The organism is Rhodococcus rhodochrous (genome assembly GCF_900187265.1).
GTDB classification, from domain to species: domain Bacteria; phylum Actinomycetota; class Actinomycetes; order Mycobacteriales; family Mycobacteriaceae; genus Rhodococcus; species Rhodococcus rhodochrous.
The window spans coordinates 5,155,992-5,177,112 of sequence record NZ_LT906450.1; the positions used below are offsets into that span (position 1 = coordinate 5,155,992).

The 21,121-nt window shown below is 64.8% G+C and carries 22 protein-coding genes and 1 pseudogene; 15 read left to right on the plus strand and 8 right to left on the minus strand.

Annotated elements, in window-relative coordinates:
* Window positions 1-36: 36 nt before the first annotated feature.
* The 5 genes from CKW34_RS23650 to CKW34_RS23665 all read left to right on the plus strand — a co-directional run bounded on the left by CKW34_RS23650 (window position 37) and on the right by CKW34_RS23665 (window position 4,141).
* Window positions 37-861 carry a TauD/TfdA dioxygenase family protein gene (locus CKW34_RS23650; protein WP_059384740.1) on the plus strand — a complete coding sequence of 275 codons (825 nt, stop codon included), beginning with the start codon at window positions 37-39 and terminating at the stop codon, window positions 859-861.
* Window positions 862-1,006: 145 nt separating this feature from the next.
* The gene (locus CKW34_RS23655; RefSeq protein ID WP_059384741.1) at window positions 1,007-1,519 is read left to right on the plus strand and encodes a peroxiredoxin-like family protein; all 513 of its coding nucleotides are present in this window, start codon (window positions 1,007-1,009) and stop codon (window positions 1,517-1,519) included.
* Window positions 1,516-1,692, plus strand: a complete 177-nt coding sequence (locus CKW34_RS24400; protein WP_155418987.1) for a hypothetical protein — start codon at window positions 1,516-1,518, stop codon at window positions 1,690-1,692. The genes CKW34_RS23655 and CKW34_RS24400 overlap by 4 nt, the downstream gene beginning before the upstream one ends.
* A gap of 206 nt (window positions 1,693-1,898) precedes the next feature.
* On the plus strand, window positions 1,899-2,678 hold the full coding sequence (locus tag CKW34_RS23660; RefSeq protein ID WP_059384742.1) for an enoyl-CoA hydratase/isomerase family protein: 780 nt from the start codon (window positions 1,899-1,901) through the stop codon (window positions 2,676-2,678).
* Between the two features lie 2 nt (window positions 2,679-2,680).
* Window positions 2,681-4,141, plus strand: coding sequence for an asparagine synthase C-terminal domain-containing protein (locus CKW34_RS23665; RefSeq protein WP_059384743.1), 1,461 nt, complete (start codon window positions 2,681-2,683; stop codon window positions 4,139-4,141).
* Window positions 4,142-4,764: 623 nt separating this feature from the next.
* On the opposite strand, the gene CKW34_RS23670 is transcribed toward CKW34_RS23665, so the two are convergent.
* The 4 genes from CKW34_RS23670 to CKW34_RS23680 form a co-directional block, all read right to left on the minus strand.
* A protein-coding gene (locus CKW34_RS23670) for an IS3 family transposase (protein WP_414896219.1) occupies window positions 4,765-6,023 on the minus strand; the annotation gives its coding sequence in 2 pieces (ribosomal slippage) (window positions 4,765-5,672 and window positions 5,672-6,023; 1,260 coding nt in all).
* 75 nt (window positions 6,024-6,098) lie between these two features.
* Window positions 6,099-7,346, minus strand: coding sequence for an IS256 family transposase (locus CKW34_RS23675; protein ID WP_059384850.1), 1,248 nt, complete (start codon window positions 7,344-7,346; stop codon window positions 6,099-6,101).
* A 517-nt stretch (window positions 7,347-7,863) separates the two neighbouring features.
* Window positions 7,864-7,977, minus strand: a complete 114-nt coding sequence (locus CKW34_RS24405) for a transposase (protein WP_156665120.1) — start codon at window positions 7,975-7,977, stop codon at window positions 7,864-7,866.
* A 131-nt stretch (window positions 7,978-8,108) separates the two neighbouring features.
* Window positions 8,109-8,905 (minus strand): IS5 family transposase gene (locus tag CKW34_RS23680; RefSeq protein ID WP_095092110.1). Its coding sequence is split into 2 segments (ribosomal slippage): window positions 8,109-8,569 and window positions 8,569-8,905, totalling 798 coding nucleotides; the frame shifts between segments, so codons are not numbered across the junction.
* A gap of 173 nt (window positions 8,906-9,078) precedes the next feature.
* On the opposite strand from CKW34_RS23680, the gene CKW34_RS23685 reads away from it, so the two are divergent.
* The 7 genes and pseudogenes from CKW34_RS23685 (at window position 9,079) to CKW34_RS23710 (ending at window position 13,850) form a co-directional block, all read left to right on the plus strand.
* A complete protein-coding gene (locus tag CKW34_RS23685) occupies window positions 9,079-9,669 on the plus strand; it encodes an SMI1/KNR4 family protein (RefSeq protein ID WP_080968204.1) in 591 nt (196 codons plus the stop codon).
* Between the two features lie 47 nt (window positions 9,670-9,716).
* Window positions 9,717-9,833 (plus strand): annotated as a pseudogene (locus CKW34_RS24955) (hypothetical protein); the annotation flags it as partial.
* 47 nt (window positions 9,834-9,880) lie between these two features.
* Window positions 9,881-10,111 (plus strand): hypothetical protein, encoded by a 231-nt coding sequence (locus tag CKW34_RS24735; protein ID WP_231921777.1) that lies wholly within the window; start codon window positions 9,881-9,883, stop codon window positions 10,109-10,111.
* Between the two features lie 277 nt (window positions 10,112-10,388).
* Window positions 10,389-12,023, plus strand: coding sequence for an IS21 family transposase (istA, locus tag CKW34_RS23695; RefSeq protein WP_059381859.1), 1,635 nt, complete (start codon window positions 10,389-10,391; stop codon window positions 12,021-12,023).
* Window positions 12,020-12,823, plus strand: coding sequence for an IS21-like element helper ATPase IstB (istB, locus tag CKW34_RS23700; protein ID WP_039585263.1), 804 nt, complete (start codon window positions 12,020-12,022; stop codon window positions 12,821-12,823). The genes istA and istB overlap by 4 nt, the downstream gene beginning before the upstream one ends.
* Window positions 12,824-12,857: 34 nt before the next feature.
* Window positions 12,858-13,280, plus strand: a complete 423-nt coding sequence (locus CKW34_RS23705; protein WP_197700686.1) for a transposase — start codon at window positions 12,858-12,860, stop codon at window positions 13,278-13,280.
* Between the two features lie 96 nt (window positions 13,281-13,376).
* A complete protein-coding gene (locus CKW34_RS23710; protein WP_059381860.1) occupies window positions 13,377-13,850 on the plus strand; it encodes a hypothetical protein in 474 nt (157 codons plus the stop codon).
* A gap of 301 nt (window positions 13,851-14,151) precedes the next feature.
* Here CKW34_RS23710 and CKW34_RS23715 read toward each other — a convergent pair whose 3' ends face one another.
* Window positions 14,152-15,024 (minus strand): alpha/beta fold hydrolase, encoded by an 873-nt coding sequence (locus CKW34_RS23715; protein WP_059381861.1) that lies wholly within the window; start codon window positions 15,022-15,024, stop codon window positions 14,152-14,154.
* 211 nt (window positions 15,025-15,235) lie between these two features.
* Entirely contained in the window at window positions 15,236-16,510 is a 1,275-nt protein-coding gene (locus tag CKW34_RS23720) for a glutaminase (protein ID WP_059381976.1), read from the minus strand.
* An 85-nt stretch (window positions 16,511-16,595) separates the two neighbouring features.
* Here CKW34_RS23720 and CKW34_RS23725 point away from each other — a divergent pair, with 85 nt between their 5' ends.
* Window positions 16,596-17,279, plus strand: a complete 684-nt coding sequence (locus tag CKW34_RS23725; protein WP_059381862.1) for a phosphodiesterase — start codon at window positions 16,596-16,598, stop codon at window positions 17,277-17,279.
* Here CKW34_RS23725 and CKW34_RS23730 read toward each other — a convergent pair.
* Together CKW34_RS23730 and CKW34_RS23735 are read right to left on the minus strand one after the other, a co-directional pair.
* On the minus strand, window positions 17,272-17,766 hold the full coding sequence (locus tag CKW34_RS23730; RefSeq protein ID WP_059381863.1) for a hemerythrin domain-containing protein: 495 nt from the start codon (window positions 17,764-17,766) through the stop codon (window positions 17,272-17,274). The two genes, CKW34_RS23725 and CKW34_RS23730, sit on opposite strands and share 8 nt — an antisense overlap.
* Before the next feature lie 70 nt (window positions 17,767-17,836).
* A complete protein-coding gene (locus tag CKW34_RS23735) occupies window positions 17,837-18,703 on the minus strand; it encodes a LysR family transcriptional regulator (RefSeq protein WP_059381864.1) in 867 nt (288 codons plus the stop codon).
* A gap of 76 nt (window positions 18,704-18,779) precedes the next feature.
* Here CKW34_RS23735 and CKW34_RS23740 point away from each other — a divergent pair, with 76 nt between their 5' ends.
* Complete coding sequence (locus CKW34_RS23740; protein ID WP_059381865.1) at window positions 18,780-19,769, plus strand: bile acid:sodium symporter family protein; 990 nt, start codon at window positions 18,780-18,782, stop codon at window positions 19,767-19,769.
* Window positions 19,770-19,903: 134 nt separating this feature from the next.
* A complete protein-coding gene (locus CKW34_RS23745) occupies window positions 19,904-21,121 on the plus strand; it encodes an alpha/beta hydrolase (RefSeq protein ID WP_059381866.1) in 1,218 nt (405 codons plus the stop codon).

Below are 21,121 nucleotides of genomic sequence, written 5' to 3' on the forward strand. Positions count from 1 at the left end.
TTGCGTCAGCGCGGCAACCCACAGAAGGAACCACCTATGTCTGAAAACAACGGATACCAGCAGCTGACCCCGTCCGGTATGGGCGCGGTTCTTACTTGGAACCCGGGAAGCTCCGTCGAGGATCTGGCCAAGCGGGCCAGACGGGCCGCACTGGAGAGCGGGTGCGCCCTGGTCCGGGGCGTCGAGCTGGACGAGGACGGTTTCAAGCTCCTCGTGCGCTCGCTCGGCGACACGGTCGACCACAAGTTCGGCGAGGGCCAGGCTGATCTACTCAAACTCAACGCCTCCCGCGACGAGGGGAAGGTGGTGACGGGACGCGGCCCTCTGCCCATCCACACGGACGGACTGTTGGTGGGCGAGCGTGTCGACCTAATCATTCTGTACGCGGCCGAGTTCTCCGATATTCCGGGCTCCGGTGCGACCTATGTCAGCGATCAACTGACCGCCTGGGAAGAGATGCCAGTACACCTTCGCCGGGTGCTAGACGAGCACGAGATCGAGTACCTGGTGAAGGAGCGTGGCTACTTTCCCACCGTTCCCGAGGACTGGTACACGATCCCGACAACCCGCGACTATGGCCGCGTGAAGTCTCTGAACCTTGCGACCGCCTTCCCCCTAGACGTCGCCCAGCGCTCCTGGGAGATCCGGGTCAAGGGCATGGACCAGGAGCGCTCCGACCGGTTCTTCGAAGAACTCGACACCTTCCTGCGCTCGGAACGTTATACCTACATACACTCCTGGCAGGTGGCAGACCTGCTGATCATCGACAACCAGCGGACGCTGCACGGCCGTACCGCCATCAGCGAGGGCGGCACCCGTGTCCTGTTCCGGGGACAGTTGACCCTGTCCGGCGCCCCCTAGTGTCTCGGTACCGAGGGGCCCTCGAATTCCCGATCCGGTTTCCGTCTGTTCCCTCCCTCCGCCCTGCAAGTTGACTCAATCGCAAGACAGTTCAGATCCCCCGCACGACGCTTGATACCCGTTGTCTTCGTACAGGAGCCCTCATATGCTCAAGCCCCGACAGCCTGTGCCAACCCTCGATGTCCCTCTGGTCGGCGGCAGCCGGTGGGCCCTTGCAGACCAACACCCTGAGAACTTCAGCCTGGTGGTCTTCTACCGGGGCGTGCACTGTCCCATGTGCCGCTCTCATGTGACGGAACTCGACAGCCTCATGGACAAGTTCGCTGAGGTCGGAGTGACCTCAGTGGTGGCGGTGAGCGGGGATGACGAGGGCCGCGCTAAGCGGGCCGTCGAGGAATGGGATATCACCCGCGTGCCGATCGGCTACGGGCTTAGTATCGAATCGATGCGGGAGTGGGGCCTGCACGTCTCGAAGGCCATCAAGGAGGGCCAGCCAAACGAGTTCAGTGAGCCGGGCCTATTCATCATCCGACCGGACGGCACCCTGTACGCGGCGGTTCAGACCACGATGCCGTTCCTCCGACCGCACCTCGACGAGGTCGTTGAGACGATCCGCTGGATTAACGACAACAACTACCCTGCCCGAGGCGAATTGTGAGCCGCAGTGAGCAGGCGCTGGCCGCCGTCGCCCGCTCCGCAATCACGCCCAGGGAGCTTCGGGAGAAGCTGCTCGCTTGGGACGCTCCCATCGACCTCATTGATATCCATGAACACCACGAACGGGAGATCGTCAACGTCCCCGGTGCTCGCATGGTGTCCCAGGGCGCGTGACGGCAAGACCGGTGTCCATACGCGCGCGGTCCTGGGCGTGGCACGGCAGGCCCGTTCGCCGATGCCGTCCATCTTGAGGGCGGCGTCATCGCCTGGATGAGGCAGATCGACCCAGCCCGCTGGAGTACTGAGCCACAGGGGCAGTTACGCCCCCTTGATTCTCTACGAACAGATCACTTTGTCCGCTAGTTGCATGAGGAGGAATTATGTCGACGACTGAAGTCGGGACGACGAGCATGAAGTGCGAGATCCTGTCAGGAGGGGTTGCCCTGGTAGAGTTCTCGCAGGCACACGAGCAAAACCCGTTCAGTCGGGCGCGCATGCGCGAGCTGACCCAGCTGATGCTGGATCTCGACGGTAACGACGAAGTGCGGTGTGTCGTCCTGTACGGCGGGGCGGGCCGGTCCTTCGGCGCTGGCGGTGACTTCAACGAGGTCTCGGAGTTCTCCGGCGGCGACGAGGTCGATGCATGGATCGACGACATCACAGACCTCTACAGCACCATCGCCGGGATATCCAAGCCCGTGGTGGCCGCCATCGACGGCTTCGCGATCGGTGTCGGTCTGCAGATCGCGCTCTGCTGCGATCTGCGCATTGGGAGCAGCGTATCGAAGCTCGTGATGCCGGAGTTCAAGGTTGGCATCGCCTGCAACTTCGGCGGCTACATGCTGGAGACGGTGGTCGGCCGCAGTGTGATGCAGGACATGCTCTACACGTGTGCCGAATGGCCCGCTGACCGAGCCCTCGCAGACCGACTTCTGCACGAAGTGACGGCCCCCGAAGAGCTCTTGGACCGTGCCGTGGAGCACGGCCGACGCATCGCCCGCTACACCGTGGCCGCGGTCCAGTCGACCCGAGCGCGAGTCAACGGCCCGTATGTCCAAGGCCTTCGACGGGTGCGCGAAGAGGGCAAGCGGTCCCACCGCACCGCCTTCTCCGCAGGCGAAGCGCAGCAGCGTATGCGCCGCATCATCGGAAAGGGCTGACCATGCCTCCCGTCAGTAGATGGTGCGTCGTCACCAACACGTCCGCCCCGGCCCTGAACCACCTAGCACAGCACGCCGACCTCGGCGACCTGCAGGTCTACTATCGGGGCCCCGGAGGGGCGGTTCTCCCCGACAACCCGCCGTTCGTACTCGACGTGGGCACCCTGTCAGTACACTCTGACAGCCAAGCCGCTATGACGTCCTCCGCGATCCGTATCGATCCGGATGCCGTCACGGTGCGCATCTCCGCGCTCAACGAAAACCCGGTCTACTACGCAGTCAACCGGATGAAGGGCTTGTTCGCCTACTTCACGGATCTGATACTCGCGCCGCTCGTGCTGCCCGCTCTCGGGATGCCCGTCGAGTTCACCGGCGGCTCCACTGGGTATGAGCGTGGCACGCTGCTGCGCGAAGTGAACCGGCTGCAGCACAGTATCGTGTCGCGGACCCGGTATACCGGCGGTTACTGGCTCATGGATGTCGGCGAGGAGTACGACCTGCTCGGGGACTTCTACAATCCGCACCGGAACGATCCGCTAGCCGCGGGCGAAGCCCAACTCGAGGCCCTGACCGCGGAAATCAATCGCATCGATGCGACCACTCCCGCGGGTACCAGCTACGCCACCCTACTGTCGGGCGGCATCGATTCGGGGACGGTGACCTATCTCGCGGCCACTGCCGGACTGTCTGTCTCTCCATACAGCGTAGGAACTCCCTGGGGTGACGAACTCACCGATGCCGCCGAACTCTGTGCAGAGCTCGGGATCGACCTCGTGCCTGTCCACCTGACTGAAGATCAGATCATCTCGTCGATTCCGGAAACCATCCGGTGGCTGGGCATCGCTGACCCCGAGGTCGTTGAAGTCGCGCTGACTGCCACAGCAGTGCAGCGGCTCGGTGCCATCCCTGCAGACGAGGTCTTGCTGACCGGCTACGGCAGCGATCTGATCAACGCTGGTCTCTATCGCCCCTTCGACCACCGTGGTGATCTGATCGAACAGGTCTTGTCGTCTGTCGACAGCACACGCCGCAGTAACGAGCTTTCAAACCGGATGCCGCTCGCGTATGGCACCACCACCCATCATCCCTTCTGGTCATGGCCCGTGATGTGTGTGGCGTTGGAGACCGCACCCGAGTGCAAAGTCCGAGAGGGCCGGGAAAAGTACCACCTCCGTACCGCGATGAGCCGTCGCGTTTCCGAACCCATCGCCTGGCGAAAGAAGGTCGCCGTACACCACGGTGGAGGCCTCCAAGGCGGCGTGATGAGCCGACTAGAGAAGGAAACGGGCACGCCCGACCGACACGCGGTATACCTGGCCTGTTTCGCCGAACTCCTACACCGGGCCGCGGATGGGGAGTTAGAGCCCTCGGACCCTTGGTCTCTCTTCGAGCGAGCCCTACGCCGCGTGGCGCTTACTGACAGCGCCGCGCGGCTGGCCGCGCCGCGAGCCGCAGCAGGCTGAAAAGGCCTGCTACCCGTTACTTTTCAGGGGACGGGACAGTTTTGCCCAGCTTTTTTGCCGTTGTCCGGATGGATCGGCCGGAATCTCGGGTGCATCCGCCAGGGGCTACGCCGTCGCCCCTGGCGGATGTTAACGGCCAAGTTGATGTGAATCTGGCGCGCTTTCGTTTTGCGCTGTGAGACGCCGTGATTCGAGTGGAGGCGAGAGGCCTTCACTGTTGGCCTGGTCGTAGCAGGTCGGTGGAGCTGAGGGCAGCCCGGGATCCGGGTGGTGCTGGAGAAGGCGGGAGCAGTCCTGACAACGCAGGGATATGGCATGTACTGCCAGATAGTGCGGATGCGGCAAGCGAAGTATGGAGGAGTGCGCGAGGAACCAGCGTCGTTACGTCCCTCAATGCGCCACCTGCTCGAACCTGGCGGATCTGGACAGGCCGCGGGGCGTGCTACCGAGATCGGTGGGAACTCCTGGGCGGTTTATTGAAGCCGGCCGGAAGGTCACGAGTAACATCTACGATGTTCTCGTGGCACTGCCTCAAGACACAGTTGGTCAAGTCCCCAGAAGTGGTGTAGCGCTGCGTGACCCCGTCAGGGCCTTACCCCCAGCAAATGGACACGGGTGGTGGATTACACCGCGGATGCCAGCGTAGCGATGTAGAGGGTCTCGTAGGTGTTCGGGGACCGGTGTCCGCACCAGGAATGTCGTCGTCGGGTGTTGTAGCGGGTGAGCCAACGGAACACCTGACGCCGGCACGTGGCTTCGTCCGACCAGACGTTCGCGTTCTGGAGGACTTCTCGTTTGAGGGCGGCGTTGAAGGATTCGGCGAGACTGTTGTCGGCGCTCGTGCCGACTTTACCCATCGACTGGGTGACGCCGAGGTCGGCGCAGAGGGAAGCGAAATCCTTCGAGGTGTATTGCGCGCCGTGATCGGAGTGAAAGATAGACCCGGACAATCCATTACGATCTCCATGAGCAGCAAGGAGAGCGTCGGCGACGAGGTCGGTGCGCATATGGTCGGCGATCGCCCAGCCGGCGAGTTTGCGGGAGTAGCAATCGATCACCGTCGCCAGATACAGGTTGGCACCGCCCTCGATCGGTAAATATGTAATGTCGCCGACGTAGATACAGTTCGGTGCAGGGGCGGTGAAGTCCCGCTCGAGCAGGTCGGGCACCTTCTGGTCCGCAGGTTCTGGGACGGTGGTCGTGACCCGTCGTCGACGGCGGTAGCCGACAATGCTGTTCTGACGCATCACCCGGGCCACCCGCTTGTGGTTGACCCTCTCGTTCACGGTGACGCCATCGTTGAGTTCTGCGGTGATCCTGGGTGCTCCGTAGGTGTTGTCCTCGGTATGGATCGCCCGGATTCGTTCGGCCAGCTGCGCGTCGGCCGCGGCGCGAGCGGTCCTGTCCGGCTCGGCGGACTTCCAGGCGTAGTAGGACGAACGCTCGAGCTCGACGAGCTCGCACAACCGCTTCACCTGATAGGTGTCGGAGTGGTCGGCGACGAACTGGAAGCGGGTCACCAGTTCGTCTCCCCGGCGAAATACTTGGCCGCCTTACGAAGGATCTCGCGTTCGGTGGTGAGCTTGGTTGCTTCCGCTCGTAGGGCGGCGTTCTCGGCTTCGAGACGGGCGAGTTTCTGCTCGACGGTCTCCGATTCGCTACCCGTGCCGGGGCTCGGGTTGTGGGGCCGTGCCGGAGTATGCACCCGGGTGCCGTCGACGTGGGTTTGGGTGCCGGTCCCGTACTGGTCGATCCAGCCTGTCAAGGTGCCGCGCACGACCCCGAGGTCAGCGGCGATACCTCGGATCGTCGCGCCCGGCGTGGACTCGTACAACTCGACCGCCTGGCGCCGGAACTCCTCCGAGTAGTTCTTTCGTGACATGACTGAAGATCATCTCGCTTCCCCAGCAGATGCTGGATTCAGCGTGTCCAAGAACCGGGGTCAAGGCCCTCAGTCTCAGGCGTTGAGTGCAGGCATGGTGTCCGCTCCCATCTCGCTGTCGGTGTCGGTGACGGTGTTCAGACGGCATCGAGCCAGCACGTCGAGGCCGAGATAACGTCGGCCTTCGAGCCATTCGTCGGTCTGTTCGGCCAACACCGCACCGACCAGACGGACGATCGCGTCCCGATTCGGGAAGATCCCGACCGCGTCGGTGCGGCGCCGGATCTCCTTGTTCAGCCTCTCGGTGGGGTTGTTGGACCAGATCTGACTCCACACGTCCTTCGGAAAGGCGGTGAACGCCAGGATGTCTTCTCGGGCCTGCCCGAGATGCTCGGCCACCGCGGGGAGTTTGTCGTCGACGTAGGCGAGCAGCCGGCCGAACTGGGCATGCACCGAGGCGGCGTCGGGCTGGTCGTAGACCGAATGCAACATCGCCTTCACTGCCGGCCACATGCTCTTCGGACAGATCGACATGAGATTGGCTGCGTAGTGCGTCCGGCAGCGTTGCCACACCGTGCCGGGCAGATTCGCCGCGATCGCCTCCCGCAGACCGACATGCGCATCGGAGGTCACCAGCCGGACCCCACCCAGGCCCCGGGCGACCAGGTCGGCGAAGAACTCGTTCCACGCCGGTCCGGTCTCACTGGTGGCCACCCGCATACCGAGCACCTCACGGTGACCGTCCCCGTTCACACCGGTGGCCAGCAGCACGACGGCCCCCACGACACGGCCGCCTTCGCGCACCTTCATCGTCAGCGCATCGGCGGCGACGAAGGTGAACGGCCCGGCGGTGTCCAGGCGCCGATGCCGAAAATCGTCGACGATCTCGTCGAGCTCGGTGGCCATGCGCGAGACCTGCGATTTCGACAACGAGTCGATGCCGAGGGTCTTGACGAGTTTGTCCATCCGGCGGGTCGACACGCCTGCGAGGTAGCAGTCGGCAACCACGGTGATCAGGGCGGATTCGGCACGCTTGCGGCGTTCGAGCAGCCATTCGGGAAAGTAGGTGCCCGTGCGCAGTTTGGGGATCGCGACGTCGACGGTGCCGACGCGGGTATCGAGGCTGCGGTGGCGGTAGCCGTTACGCCGGGTGGTGCGCTCCGATGAGCGCTGTCCCCATTCGGCGCCGACGACCGCGTCGGCATCGGCCGAGAGCAGGGCGTTGATGATGGTCTGCAGCAACGTGCGCATCAGATCCGGGGAGGCTTCGGCCAAGGCCTCGCCAAGCAGGCCGGCAGGGTCGACAATGTACGGTGCGGTCATCGTGATGCTCCGATCGAGAGTGCTGTGGAAGGTTCACTCGAAAGGATCACGCGGTGGCCGTGTCTCGTGGAGGCGAATCCGCCAACGAGACGAGGACCGCGTTACACCACTATCCGGGACTCAACTACACAGTTGGGCTCTTACTTCATCGAGCGAATCACAGTGAACACGGGAACTACCCGTCACGGCTCCCGGCTTTGTGGGCAGTCGGTTCATCGAGGCGGGATAGATGCATCGCCCGTCGAGGGCCCCCGCGGGCGCCCGAGTAGTCCGAGGCCGGGAAAGCCGGTCACATGACGAAGGGCGCAGCGGTTCGAGATGTCGGAAACTGTAATTGCAATTACAGATGTTTCGGTAATTGAGTGAGTGGGGACTATGGAAAGTCCGGTGTGGTTGAGGAAACCGAGGCCCAGGTCGTAGCTCGAGCTGATCCGGGTCAGGCGGTTCTCGGTCGGGTGCGGACTTCGTCGAGGGTACCGGAACACAGGTGGGTCAGTTCGGTGGATTTCATGTTCCCTCAGACCTGTTCGATCGGATTGAGTTCGGGCGCATACGCCGGGAGGCGTTCGACGCGGAACCAGTTGCTTTGGGTCGCCAGCCAGGCGGTCATGCCCCGGGACCGGTGGGCCATGACCCGTCCCAGAGCGCGATGAGCTTCTAACCGGCGAAACGGCGGCGGACTACCGTGAGACACCGGTCCTCGCTGAGACCGGAACCAGATAGCCGAGCCTCCACCGAACTCGGGGCGATTTAGAGCACGTCTCATTTGGTGAGTTTCTTGAAGCAGGTCAGCGCAGCGGCGAGTTGGAGAAAGGAAGCAAAGTTCTCACCGTGACGTTCGTAGCGCATCGTCAGCCGGCGATAGCCGCTCAGCCAAGCCAGGGTGCGTTCGATCTTCCACCGGTAACGGCCGAGGCGTTCGCTGCTGTCGACGCCGCGGCGGGCGATCCGCGGAACGATGCCCCGGGCCCGCAGCCACCGGCGGTGCACGGGATAGTCGTAACCCTTGTCCGCCCGCAACCGGCCGGGTCGGCGGCGCCGCGGACCGCGAGGTGAGCGCACCGCCGGAATCGCAGCGACCATGGGTTGCAGCATGACACTGTCGTGGGTGTTCGCCGAGGTCACCGCCGTGACGAGGGGAATGCCGTCGGCATCGGAGAGGATGTGGATCTTCGAGCCGTTCTTGCCTCGATCGACCGGGCTGGGACCGGTCAGAGAGCCCCCTTTTTCGCCCGCACGTGCGCTGCGTCCAGGATCGCGGCGGACCAGTCCAGGTCCCCACCGGCACCGAGCCGATCGAGGACCCGGCGGTGCAGCTCGTCGAACACCCCGGCCCGAACCCAGGTGGTGAAGCGGCGGTGTGCGGTCGGAACGCTGACCCCGAACGACGGTGGCAGGTGCCGCCAGGCACAGCCGCTGGTGAGCACGTAGACGATCGCGGTGAACACCGCCCGATCATCGATCGCCGCCCGGCCGCCGCCTTGGGGCCGCGCCCGGAATCCGGGCAGCAACGGTTCGACGATCTCCCACAACGCATCCGGTACCAGCCGGGAAGACAACGCATCGACCACGGCAGTGCATTATGCCGCACAAACGATCTAGGCCATAAGAGACATGCTCTAAAAGCCGCGTCCTACGAATGCGTGGAACGGGGAATACTGGACGCTCACGTCGAACACGCCGTCGTATCAAGCTGGGACTGTGTGGGTCCGCAGGTCGGTAGGGTCCGATCATGAGCCTCGAAAGCAACTGGCAACGCCTGTATGACTGGTGCGTGAAGGAGGCGCCCGTGACAGCTTCTGCCATCTCCCCTCCGGCAGAGGTATCCGTGCTCGTCACAGCAGAAACGGCGACCGGACGCCAGTGGCCGACAGAGCTCCGCACATGGTTCGGTCTCCACAACGGCACCAATGAGGGAAAACCCTTTGCACAGATCCTGCCCTCGTTCGAGCCGCTTTCCCTGGATCGGGTGTCATCTGCATGGACATCGATGACGACCACCTGGGCGGACATGACCCAAGACCTCGGCGGAAGTGCGCTCCTCGACGAACCGGCAGGCACGATCTCGTTCACCTACTTGCCTGCCTATATCCCGATCGCTCAGAACGATCAAGGGGACCTCCTCGTCGTCGACACGCGTGCCGGGGAAGAGAGCGGGTGTGTACGGGACTTCGCCGGCGAAGATGCCGATCAGAGCATGATGATGTGGTCCTCGATCGATGCGCTTATCGACGAGGTGGCCTCCGCGGTACAACACAGTGAACCGTGCTTCGGGTGGATGCCGGTGGTCAACGACGGGACGCTGGACTGGGAATTGTCGTGATCATCCCCGGTAGATAGCCTCCGACGAGCAGCACCGATGATGGTTGAGTGACGCGATTCCAGACTCTTTCCGACCAGCAGTGGGACGCAATCGCCGATCTTCTGCCGGCCCGGACCGGCCGCCGTGGCCGCCCGTTCTCCGATGCCAGAGCGATGGTCGAGGGAATCATCTATCGCTATCGATGCGGCATTGCCTGGCGCGACGTGCCCGGGTGTTCGGGCCGTGGCAGACGATCTGGACCTGGCATCGACGCCTGGCCAGCGACGGCACCTGGGACCGCATCCTCGAACGACTGCTCACCATCGCCGACGCTGCGGGGATACTGGACTGGGTGGTCTCGGTGGACTCGACGATCGTCCGTGCGCATCAGCACGCCACCAACATCGCCCGCCACACAGGGGGACCCATCGAATTACACGAATTTGCGAATCGAACCGCCTGACCACGCCGTCGGCCGTTCCCGAGGCGGTCTGTCGACAAAGATCCATCAACTCGTCGACGGTCACGGACTGCCGCTGGTCGTGCTCGTCGCGCCGGGACAATTCGGCGATTCTGTCGTCTGCCATGAGCATGGGACCGGTGTGAGCTGATTTTGCCAGGGTGATGGGACCACCTGGATTGCCAGTTATGGGACCACCGGCGCGCCTTGCCGGTGATCTCGTCGTTTGCTCGTTCGATCGTCTGTGACAGCTCAAGCGAGGTCGCGGAGGTCGACGGGCATGGCTTTTCGGGAGATCAGTGTGAACGAGATCAGAGAAGTACTGCGACTATGGCTCGGGACAGCCGCTCTGCCGGCGCCTGGGCTGCGCACCATCGCAGACCACGCCGGGGTGGACCGCAAGACCGTCCGACGCTACGTCGACGCCGCCCAGACTGCCGGGCTGAACAGGGACGGCACTGCAGCCGACATCGATGACGAGTTGATCGCTGCGGTCGTCGACACCGTGCGCCCCGACCGGCCTCATGGACACGGTGCGGCATGGGAACAGTTGGTTCCTCACGAGCAGCAGATCACCAGGTGGGTGGCCGGGGACGATGAGCACAAACCGCTGACGATCACCAAGATCCACGTGCTCCTCGCCCGCCAAGGCTGTGTGGTGCCGTACCGGACGCTGCACCGGTTCGCTACCGAGCGGTGCGGTTTCGGCCGCAAGGACCTCACCGTTCGGGTCGTCGACGGAGATCCGGGTGTCGAATGCCAAATCGACTTCGGGTATCTGGGGATGCTCACCGACCCCGAGGACGGCCGATCCCGGAAAGTTCATGCCCTGATCTTCACCGCCGTGTACAGCCGGCACATGTTCGTGTGGTTGACCTATTCGCAGACGCTGGCGGCGGTGATCGCCGGATGCGAGGCGGCATGGAAGTTCTTCGGCGGGGTCTTCGCGGTCCTGATCCCCGACAACCTCAGACCCGTCGTCACCGCGGCGGACCCGATCACCCCGCGTTTCAGCGAGGGGTGGCTCGACTACAGCAGTCACGTCGGATTCATCACCGATCCCGCCCGGGTGCGGTCACCGAAGGACAAACCCCGCGTCGAACGCACCGTGCAGTACGTGCGCGGAAACTTCTGGGTCGGTGAACGTTTCACCGATCTCGCCGAAGCTCAAGAGTCCGTCGTCCGCTGGTGCAGCACCACCGCGGGCATGCGTATCCACGGCACCACCTGCGCACGACCGCTGGAGGTCTTCGACACTGCCGAACGACCCATGTTGTTGCCGGTGCCGGCGGTCTACGATGTGCCGATCTTCAAGGACGTGAAAGTGCACCGTGATTTCCACGCAGAAGTCGGGCGGGCGTTGTATTCGTTGCCGCAACAGTGGATCGGATCGACGCTGTCGGTGCGCGCCGACACCGAACTGGTGAAGTTCTATCACCGCGGCATCCTGGTGAAGATCCACCCCCGCACGCCGCCGGGTGGACGGAGCACCGACCGCGCTGACCTGCCCGAACACAGATCCGACTACGCGCTGCGTGATGTCACCTCTCTGATCGCCAAGTGCACCGCGCACGGGCCGAACATCGGCATCTACGCCGAACGCATCCTCGACGATCCGCTGCCGTGGACGAGGATCCGCAGCGTCTACCGTCTGCAAGGACTGGTCCGCCGCTACGGAGCCGAACGGGTCGAGCAGGCCTGCACCCTGTCGCTCGACCTCGACGTCGTCTCGGTCACCAAGATCGCCTCGATGCTCGAGCGCGCCACCGAAAAGACCTCGCCGGATCTGCCGAAAGCAGTCGGACACACCGCATCACGATTCTCACGTGATCCATCCGAATTCAACACTGCCGCAAATGCACCCACACTGTCAGTCGTCGGCGACAGCGCCGAGAACACGGAGATCCACCGATGAGCACCCACACCCGCACCGCAGCCACCGAACCTGTCGGTACCGACATGGTCCGACTGCTCAAAGCTCTCAAACTCGGGGCGCTGGCCGACACGCTGCCCGAACGCGCCGCCCTGGCCCGTCAACACAAACTCAGCCACATCGGGTTCCTCGAAGTGCTCCTCGCCGACGAAGTGAACCGGCGTGAATCACGTTCGGCGACACTACGAGCCACCAAGGCAGGACTCGACCCGGCGATGGTGTTCGATACCTGGAATGCGCTCGATGATCTGCGCTACGACCGGACACTCCTCGCAGATCTGACCTCATTGCGGTTCCTCGACAACCAGCAGTGCGCGATCGTTCTCGGCCCGGTCGGGGTCGGCAAGACCCATCTGGCAACAGCATTAGGGCACATGGCAATCCGGCGGCGACACAGTGCTCTGTTCGCGCGATCGGACAAGCTGTTCACCCGGCTCCGCGCAGCCCGATTGGATAACACCGTCGACGCCGAGATCCGCAGGTTGACCGCGATCGACGTGCTCATCATCGACGACTTCGCGCTGCGACCGCTCGATGCCACCGAAACCAACGACTTCTACGAACTCATCGTAGAACGGCACAAGAAGAAGACCACGATCGTCACATCAAATCGGGAGCCGTCGGAGTGGCTGACGATGACCGCAGACACCCTCCTCGCCCAATCCGCGATCGACCGGCTGACCTCCAGCGCCCACACCCTCGTCGTCGAAGGACCGTCCTACCGTCAACGCACCCGGCCCGGAGCAGTTGACGCCGCCACCGACAACACGCATCCTCAATAACGCGCCACGGTGGTCCCTACCCTCTGGCAATCAGGTGGTCCCATCAACCTGGCAAGCGACAGATTCGCCTGCCTTCCCGCATCTGCTCGACCAATTGCGAGTCCCCCGTCTGGCCGGTGGACGTCCGCGCACCAGGCCGGACCGGGTCCGCGGTGACAAGGCATACTCCTCGCGCGCCCACCGTGCGCTGCTGCGGCGGCGCCGCATCGGCGCGGTCATCGCCGAACCGTCCGATCAGGCCGGACATCGTCGCCGACGCGGATCAGGTGGTGGCAGACCGCCGGCATTCGATTCGGCTGACTATCGCGGCCGCAATGTGGTTGAACGCCGGTTCTGCCATCTCAAGCAGTGGCGTGGATTGGCCACGCGATATGACAAACTCGCGACCGTCTACCGCGCTGCCGTAGTGCTGAACGCCGTCGTCGCCTGGACAAAGCATTTGTCAGACATACCCTAGCTCCTACGACCCCTCCCTTCGGAACCGACAAACGTGTCGGTGGCCCGGAGCACACTGGAGGTAGAGACGAAGTCCTATCGAGGAGGCGCAGGTGCGATGTATGCGCAACGCGAAACCTACTTCGGCTGGACGTCTCGGCGCGTACCCCTGTACGCAGCCGCGCAGCCCACGGCATCCCCGGCCACACCGGCCGCATCCGGCCCGAGCATCCGTCCAGAGGACGAGCGCGTTCCCTCGGGCGTAACGCTCGACCGCATCCTGCCCGAGTCCGTACTGCACGGCCGTCTGGTCGCGTATCACGACGCGGACGAGGACAGGGACTACGTGGCCGTGGCGGTCGGCGCGGTGGCGGGTGAGAACGATGTGCCGGTCCGGGTGGCCGAGGAGGAGACTCTCGTCGTCTCCGCGGCCCGCAGCGTGATCAACGGGATCCTCGTCGGCACGGAGGACGACGACCTCGACGAACTGGAGGTCGCCCGTCAGCTCCGCTTCGGCGGACCGGTCCGCGACCTGCTGGAGTACATCGGTGCCCGGTCGGTCGTGGTCGACTGGAGTCCCGCTGTGGCGTGATCCGGCAGAGCCGTGGCGTGATGTGACCGAGTCCCCGTGATCGCGGATGTGTGACGCGCCGACACACACATCTGCAACGACTCGGCATTCAGGTGGTACGGTCGTAGGTGTCCCCGTGACCAAAACGTAATAATTCGGGGATTATCGCAGCCCTGGTGTGGGTACCCGAGCCTTCGGGTTCCACTGGGAGGGTGACCGGAAGTGGCGATGCCGGACTGATAGCTACGCCCGTCGGGGGCAGCCCGGCATCGCCACTTCCGACCCACACTCTCCGGGACCGGATTCTTCCGAGCCCCGGTTCTCAGTTCTCCGTTACCGCTACGGCTGCGGCCGTCGCCGCGAGAGCGGCCGGCGCCTCGACCGCGAGGAGATGACCCACCTCGGGAAGCGCCACGAAATGCGCACCCATGTCGTCGGCCAGCTTGTTCAGCGCGTCGACCTGCACGAGGGGATCCTTGCTTCCCACGACGACCTCGACCGGGCGCCCGCGCCAGCGGCGCAGCACGGCCCGCTCGATGCGGGGCATGTTCGTCAGCGACGTGCAGTACGCGCCGACACGGCAGGACCACCGCAGGGTCTGTTCGTCGGGCCGGTAGTCGCATCCCGCGAGTGCTCGAAGGTACCGCTCGGTGTTCTCGAAGTTGGGCTCGTTGCGCCACTGCAGGCCGGGAATGAGGGCGCGGTTCCACCGGACGCGCGGGACGAGACCCAGCGGCGCGGCGATCACCAGCTTCTCGATGCGGTCGGGATCCTCCACCGCAGCAGCCACGGAGGCCGACCAGCCGAGACCGATCACGGGAACCCGCTCGACGCCGAGTGCATCGAGCACCTCGACGAGCCAGTGGCCGTAGACGCTGTGGATCCGGCTGTCGGGCCGGCTGCCGGCGCTCGCACCGGGAAGGCCCGGCACATCCACGAGCACCACCCGGTGATGCTCGCCGAACTGCTCGGCGAGCAGACGCAGCCCCGCCGCCGGGAGGTCGCCACCCGCGAGCACCACGATCGGCGGTGCGGTCGCAGGACCCGTGGTGAGCACGTAGGTGTCGCCCAGCGAGGTGCGGGCGACGTGCTCCTCGACGGGACGCTCCCAGTAGGTCAGCAGTCCTGCGCACGCGTGGTGGATCACGCTGCCGTCTCCGGGGCAGCGGTAGGGCGAACGTGTCAGCAACGCCATCATCCTCCTACCCGGACGATTCCGGGGACGACGAGGGATTCACGGGTGAACGGCATGAATGGATCTTCTTTCGTGGGGTACGAGCGTCTTTCGCCGACCAGCCTCGGGCACACCGCACGACACCGTAGCCCAGTGCTCGGTGTGGACGCCACCCGTGGTTCCGGAAAATTTCACAGCCGTCCCTCACGTCACTTTCGTGCCGAATGCCCTTTCACCCCTGCGCCTCCAGCTCCTCCCACGAGGCGTGGACCTGCGGTCGGAAGCCGTAGCCGGTGTCGGGCTCGGGCAGATGCCCTTCGGGGTCGATCACGACGACCTCCACGCCGTCCCGGTGGAGCCGACCGATCATCTCCAGCAACATCCTTCGGCCGACCGGCAGGATGGTGCGGACGAGGGACAGGTCGAAGACCAGGCGTTTCGTCTCCACCGGCTCGTCGACCACGGCCGTCACGAGACCCTCGGAACTGGTGAACTGGAGGTCGCCCTGCAACTCGAGGAGGGTGAGAGACTCATCACCATCACCGATGACATGTCTTCTGCGCAACACCGAGTGTGCGACCATCGGCGCGTCCATCAGATGCAGGTTCATATCGCGGGAGAGACGACCGAAGGCGGCGACCCCCTGGACGCTGGTGCCGTGGTCGTCGAGGCGCGGCGAGTACGCAGCAATACCCAACTGTCCCGGTAGGATTCCTATGATTCCTCCGGACACGCCGCTCTTGGCGGGGATGCCGACGGTGGAGAGCCAGTCCCCCGCCGCGTCGTACATCCCACAGGTCGCCATCACCGACAGCACCTGACGCACCACGTCCCGCGAGAAGATCTCCTCGCACGTCACGGGTTGCACACCGCCCGCCGCGAGCGTCGCGGCCATCATCGCGAGATCCTTGGTCGTCACCGTCACCGAGCACTGCCGGATGTACCCCTCGACGATCTCGTCGGGATCGTCCTCGAAAACCTCGTACCCCCGAAGGAGATTGGCGATGGCGACATTGCGATAGGAGTTCTCGAGCTCCGACGACGCGACCTTCTCGTCGATCGTCAGCTCGCGGCCGGCCAGGGACGACAACAGGGAACGGATGTCCTCCACCGAGGCCTCGGGTTGCCGGCCGTCGAGTACCAGGGCGTGTGCGGCGAGCGCACCGGCATTGATCATCGGGTTGAGCGGACGGCCCGTGTTGCGTTCGAGCGAGACCTCGTTGAACGCCTCCCCGGAGGGTTCGACGTCGATCACGTCGAGCACGGCGTCGAAGCCTCTCTGCTGCAGTGCGAGACCGTAGACGAAGGGCTTCGAGATCGACTGGATCGTGAACTCGGTGTCGTCGTCGCCCACGGAGTACATCGCACCTTCGGCTGTCACGAGGGTGAGGGCGAACCGGTCCGGGTCGGCCCTCGCCAGTTCCGGGATGTAGTCGGCGAGGGCACCCGAACTGTCGGCACATCCTCGGAGCACTTCGGTCAGATAATCCGGCAACGGTGAACGCATGTATTCATCGTGACCGAATCGGACGCTGCCCGGGTGGGGAGTGACGAAGGCGATTGAACCGGCGGATCGCGGGTATGCCATCCCTATGACTGCTCTGTCGTCGGCGCTGTCCGTGCCGTTCCGAGTGGGATCCGCGCTGCGCGGAGCACGCGTGTTCCACCCGCGCGGTGCGACCTTCGAAGGGGTCGCCGAACTCGAGTCGTCCTGGTGGCCGCGGCAGATTCCCCGTCCTACCCCTGTCGTCGCCCGGGTGTCGCGGGCCATCGGCACACCGGACGGGATGCCGGACGTGCTCGGTCTCGCGGTGCGCTTCGCCACGAAGACCGGACCGTGGGACGTCCTGCTCGCATCGGCCCATCTGCCGGCCCGGGTGGCGTTGCTGCCGGCCCGTTCGTGGTCGAGTGCCCGCTACAGCACACTCATGGCCTATCGGACCGACAGCGATCCCACGCCGCGGTGGATCACCGCCGTTCCGCGCGGACGACAACCGTCCTCGACGACCTCCGTGCAGGCACTCGAGGTACCGATCGAGTTCTCCCTCCTGGTGGGTTCCGCCCGCGGGCCTCTGGAAGCGGCGGGACGTCTGACGCTGACCCGCCGCCTGCCCGAGAAGGATTCGGAGCAGCCGTCATTCGATCCGACCGTCCACTGCCCCGGATTCGTCGATCCGTGGCCGGGATGGCTCGTCGAGACGCGGCGCGACGCCTACCGGGCGAGCCGGGCCGGACGAGGCGCCTCCCTCGCCCGACCGCAGCACACCGTCAGCTGATCACCGCGTCGATCGTCTTCTTCAGCGCGGACGGCTGCGCCGGTGACCGCGGGGCGTCCTTCTTCATCTCGAGCATGCGGGCACCGATGTCCTGCAACTGCTTACGGCCGAGCGCCTCGCGCACCTTGGGGAACCACTCGTCCTCCTCCTCGTCGATGTGATGCTCGACGTTCTCGATGAGGACCGTCGTCTTCGCATCGAAACGCTCTGCGTCGGGCTTCATCCCGGCCAGTTCGATGACGAGCACGTCGGCGACGTGGTGTTCCTCGTACGATTCGAGGATGTCGTCCTCGAGATCGGGGAGCAGGGAACGCACCTCGGGGTACATGCACTCGTTCTCGAGATAGGTGTGCACGGTGAGGGCTTCGATGATCCTGTCGACGATCTTGCCCTTCTCCTTCTCCCCCTCGGCCTTCCGGAAGTCGCGGAAGAGTTTCTTGATCTCCTTGTGGTCTTCCTTCAGCAACACGATCGCGTCTGTGGACACGGTTCCTCCTGCGGCGTGAACATTGCCGCCCCCAGCGGGCGTGGCAGAGGAATACCCATCCGCGACACCGTCACACGCGCACGCGATCCGCATTCGCGAGGATGGCCGACCGCAGGGCCGCCTCCGGACCGCTGAGCACGGAACGACGCGCCATGAGCACGAACTCGATCTCCCCCGCATCGGGAAGCAGTCGCTGGGGATCGCGCACCGGGACGAGACCGGGCGGAGGGAGCCGTTCGGCATGCAACACCACGCCCAGTCCGGCGAGCGCCGCGGCGCGCAGGCCGTTGAGACTGTCGGTCGTGCATGCGACGCGGACACCGCGCCCACTGCGCTGGAGGACCTCGAGCGCGATGTCGCGGGTCAGGGCCGGCGACGGATAGGACACCAGCGGTGTCGGCTCGTCCGGATCGAGGACGTAATCGGGGGCGGAGAGGAAGACGAGGCGCTCGCGGAAGATCATCTCGCCGTGGCGGCTGCCGGGCCGGCGCTTGCCGAAGACCAGATCGAGCTCGTTGTCGTCGAGCCGGCGCTGCAGGTCCTCGCTCAGATCCACCGTGAGTTCGAGATCGATGCGGGGATGACTACGCCGGAACTCGGCGAGGATCGACGGCAGCTCGTAGAGCACCAGGTCCTCGGAGACCCCGAAACGCAGCCGGCCGCTGAGCGGCGACTCCGAGAAGTGTCTGCGCGCGGCATCGTGGCGATCGAGGATCTCGCGGGCGAAGGCGACCATGTCGGCACCGTCCGCCGTGAGCTCGACATTGTGCGTGTCGCGTACGAACAGGCGGCGTCCGATCTCCTTCTCGAGCCGCGCGACGTGCTGACTGACCGTCGACTGTCGCAGGCCGAGGCGGTGGGCGGCCGCGGTGAAGCCGCGTTCCCGCTCGACGGCGAGGAAGCTCTTCAGATGTACCGGATCGAACACGACCTCCATTTCATCATGAATCGCGATTACAGAAAACGTGGTGACCGTCTTCTGTAATGACCTCAGGCTGCCGTACCGTCGATTCGTGCTCTCCAAGATCCCCGTGCTCGGACGACTCGACCCGTTCCTGCTCGCCATCCTCGCCACCGTCGCCGTCGCTGCCCTGCTGCCCGCCGACGGGGTCGTACTCGACGGCGTGAACTGGGCCGCCAAGATCGCCATCGGGCTGCTGTTCTTCCTGTACGGCGCGCGCCTGTCCACGCAGGAGGCCATCGAGGGTCTCAAGCACTGGCGTCTGCACCTGACGATCCTCGCCACGACCTTCGTCGTCTTCCCGCTGCTCGGCCTGGCCGCGAAGGTGCTCGTGCCGTCGATCCTGACCGACCCGCTCTATCTCGGCGTCCTCTATCTGTGCCTGTTGCCGTCCACGGTGCAGTCCGCCATCGCGCTCGTCTCGGTGGCGCGCGGCAACATCCCCGGCTCGATCGTCTCGGCCAGTGCCTCGAGTCTCATCGGAATCTTTGCGACGCCACTGCTCGTCGCGCTGACGATGTCCACCCAGGGCGTCACCTTCAGCGGGTCGGCCGTGCTCGACATCGTGCTGATGCTGCTCGTGCCGTTCGTCGCCGGTCAGCTCCTGCGGCGCTGGATCGGCGGCTGGGTGAAGGCCCACGGAAAGCCGCTCAAGCTCGTCGACCGCGGATCGATCATGCTGGTCGTGTACGTGGCGTTCAGCCGCGGCATGAACGAAGGAATCTGGTCGATGATCTCGGTGGGCCGCCTGCTCGCCCTCGTCGGTGTGTGCGCGGTGCTGCTCGTGATCGTGCTCGCACTGACCTGGTACTCGTCGCGCGGACTCGGTTTCGAATACCAGGACCGTGTCGCGATCCTCTTCTGCGGCTCCACGAAGTCCCTCGCCACCGGTCTGCCCATGGCGATCGTGCTCTTCCCCGGCCAGCCCATCGGCCTGATCGTGCTGCCGCTCATGCTGTTCCACCAGATGCAGCTCCTGGTGTGCGCGGCCCTCGCCGGCCGGTTGGCGAAGAAGGCACCGGATGGGCTCGTAGCCGTATAGGAGAGCGAAGCCGAAGCTCCTGTTAGACGAAATCGAGGGTGAAATCCGCTGATTCCGGTAGCGGTGACGTCGTCGTGCCGTCACCGTGCAGGGAGAACCCCGATTCGCGAACCTCGGCTCGAAGGAGCACCGGCATGGGTCTGCTCTTCCACGATCATCTGCACGACGAGTTCGGAACCTGGCCACTGGCCTACATCCCCTACGGCGGCGCCGACTTCGGCGAGATCGCCGCAGTGGCCCGGCAGGTGGGGGAGGGTGACGACGCGGACTTCTACCGGGCGTGGGTCGAGGCCGGGGACCGTCTCGTCACCGAAGCGGAGACCTGCGCGGCCGCCGGACACGACGATTCGGCACGCGAGTTGTTCCTGCGGGCGAGCGCCTACTACGCGACCGCCTACCACCCGCTGTACGGCTCCCCGGTCGACCCGCGTCTGATCGCCGCCTTCGACAAGCAGGTGGCGGCCTTCGATGCCGGGCTGGCGATCGGGGAGACGCCCGTGACTCCCGACAGGATTCCGTTCGAGGACACCACGCTGCCGGGCTACCTGATTCCCGCACCCGGTCACGAGAACAGCGTGCGGCCGCTCGTCGTCTTCACCAACGGATACGACGCCACGATCACCGACATGTACTTCGCATCGGCCGTGGCAGCGCTGCGGCGCGGCTACCACTGTCTCCTGTTCGACGGACCGGGCCAGGGCGAGATGCTCTACAAGCAGAAGATGCCGATGCGTCCGGACTGGGAAGTGGTCGTGCGCGCGGTGATCGATCATGCGACGGCCTCCCCCATCGTCGACCCCGAACGCATCGTCCTGAGCGGATGGAGTCTCGGTGGGTATCTCGCGCCGCGCGCAGCATCCGGTGAGCATCGTCTGGCCGCGGTGGTCGCCGATCCCGGTCAGTGGAGCGTCGCGGCCGGCACTCGGGCCCTCGGGGCAGCATTCGGCCTCTCCCCCGAGGTCCTCGACGATCCTCTCTCGATGAGCGAGCAGGACGCCGACGCGATCATGGCTGCGGTGGAGTCGGATCCGTCGCTGCGCTGGAAGATCGTCTCCCGTGGATTCTGGGTCAACGGGGTCTCCGACATCCGGGAACTGTTCGCGGAGATGAACAAGTACACACTCGACGAGGTCGGTGAGCGTATCTCGTGCCCGGTCGTGGTGACGGCAGCCGAGAACGATGTCCTCGCGCGGGGAGCAGGAACATTCGGAGATCGGCTCGGCGACAAGGTGACTCTCATCCCGTTCACCGATGCCGAGGGTGCGGGTGGGCACTGCGAGATGACCAACCGCACCCTGCTCAACAGGCGGGTTCTCGATCGACTCGACGAACTCCTGAAGCACTCTCCCTGA

Bases quoted from the DNA above. Each gene is read 5' to 3' on its own strand.
- CKW34_RS23650 (WP_059384740.1), top strand. From the start codon at position 37: ATGTCTGAAAACAACGGATACCAGCAGCTGACCCCGTCCGGTATGGGC.
- CKW34_RS23655 (WP_059384741.1), top strand. From the start codon at position 1,007: ATGCTCAAGCCCCGACAGCCTGTGCCAACCCTCGATGTCCCTCTGGTC.
- CKW34_RS23660 (WP_059384742.1), top strand. From the start codon at position 1,899: ATGTCGACGACTGAAGTCGGGACGACGAGCATGAAGTGCGAGATCCTG.
- CKW34_RS23665 (WP_059384743.1), top strand. From the start codon at position 2,681: ATGCCTCCCGTCAGTAGATGGTGCGTCGTCACCAACACGTCCGCCCCG.
- CKW34_RS23675 (WP_059384850.1), bottom strand. From the start codon at position 7,346: ATGACCGCACCGTACATTGTCGACCCTGCCGGCCTGCTTGGCGAGGCC.
- CKW34_RS24405 (WP_156665120.1), bottom strand. From the start codon at position 7,977: ATGGCCCACCGGTCCCGGGGCATGACCGCCTGGCTGGCGACCCAAAGC.
- CKW34_RS23685 (WP_080968204.1), top strand. From the start codon at position 9,079: ATGAGCCTCGAAAGCAACTGGCAACGCCTGTATGACTGGTGCGTGAAG.
- istA (WP_059381859.1), top strand. From the start codon at position 10,389: ATGGCTTTTCGGGAGATCAGTGTGAACGAGATCAGAGAAGTACTGCGA.
- istB (WP_039585263.1), top strand. From the start codon at position 12,020: ATGAGCACCCACACCCGCACCGCAGCCACCGAACCTGTCGGTACCGAC.
- CKW34_RS23710 (WP_059381860.1), top strand. From the start codon at position 13,377: ATGTATGCGCAACGCGAAACCTACTTCGGCTGGACGTCTCGGCGCGTA.
- CKW34_RS23715 (WP_059381861.1), bottom strand. From the start codon at position 15,024: ATGGCGTTGCTGACACGTTCGCCCTACCGCTGCCCCGGAGACGGCAGC.
- CKW34_RS23720 (WP_059381976.1), bottom strand. From the start codon at position 16,510: ATGCGTTCACCGTTGCCGGATTATCTGACCGAAGTGCTCCGAGGATGT.
- CKW34_RS23725 (WP_059381862.1), top strand. From the start codon at position 16,596: ATGACTGCTCTGTCGTCGGCGCTGTCCGTGCCGTTCCGAGTGGGATCC.
- CKW34_RS23735 (WP_059381864.1), bottom strand. From the start codon at position 18,703: ATGGAGGTCGTGTTCGATCCGGTACATCTGAAGAGCTTCCTCGCCGTC.
- CKW34_RS23745 (WP_059381866.1), top strand. From the start codon at position 19,904: ATGGGTCTGCTCTTCCACGATCATCTGCACGACGAGTTCGGAACCTGG.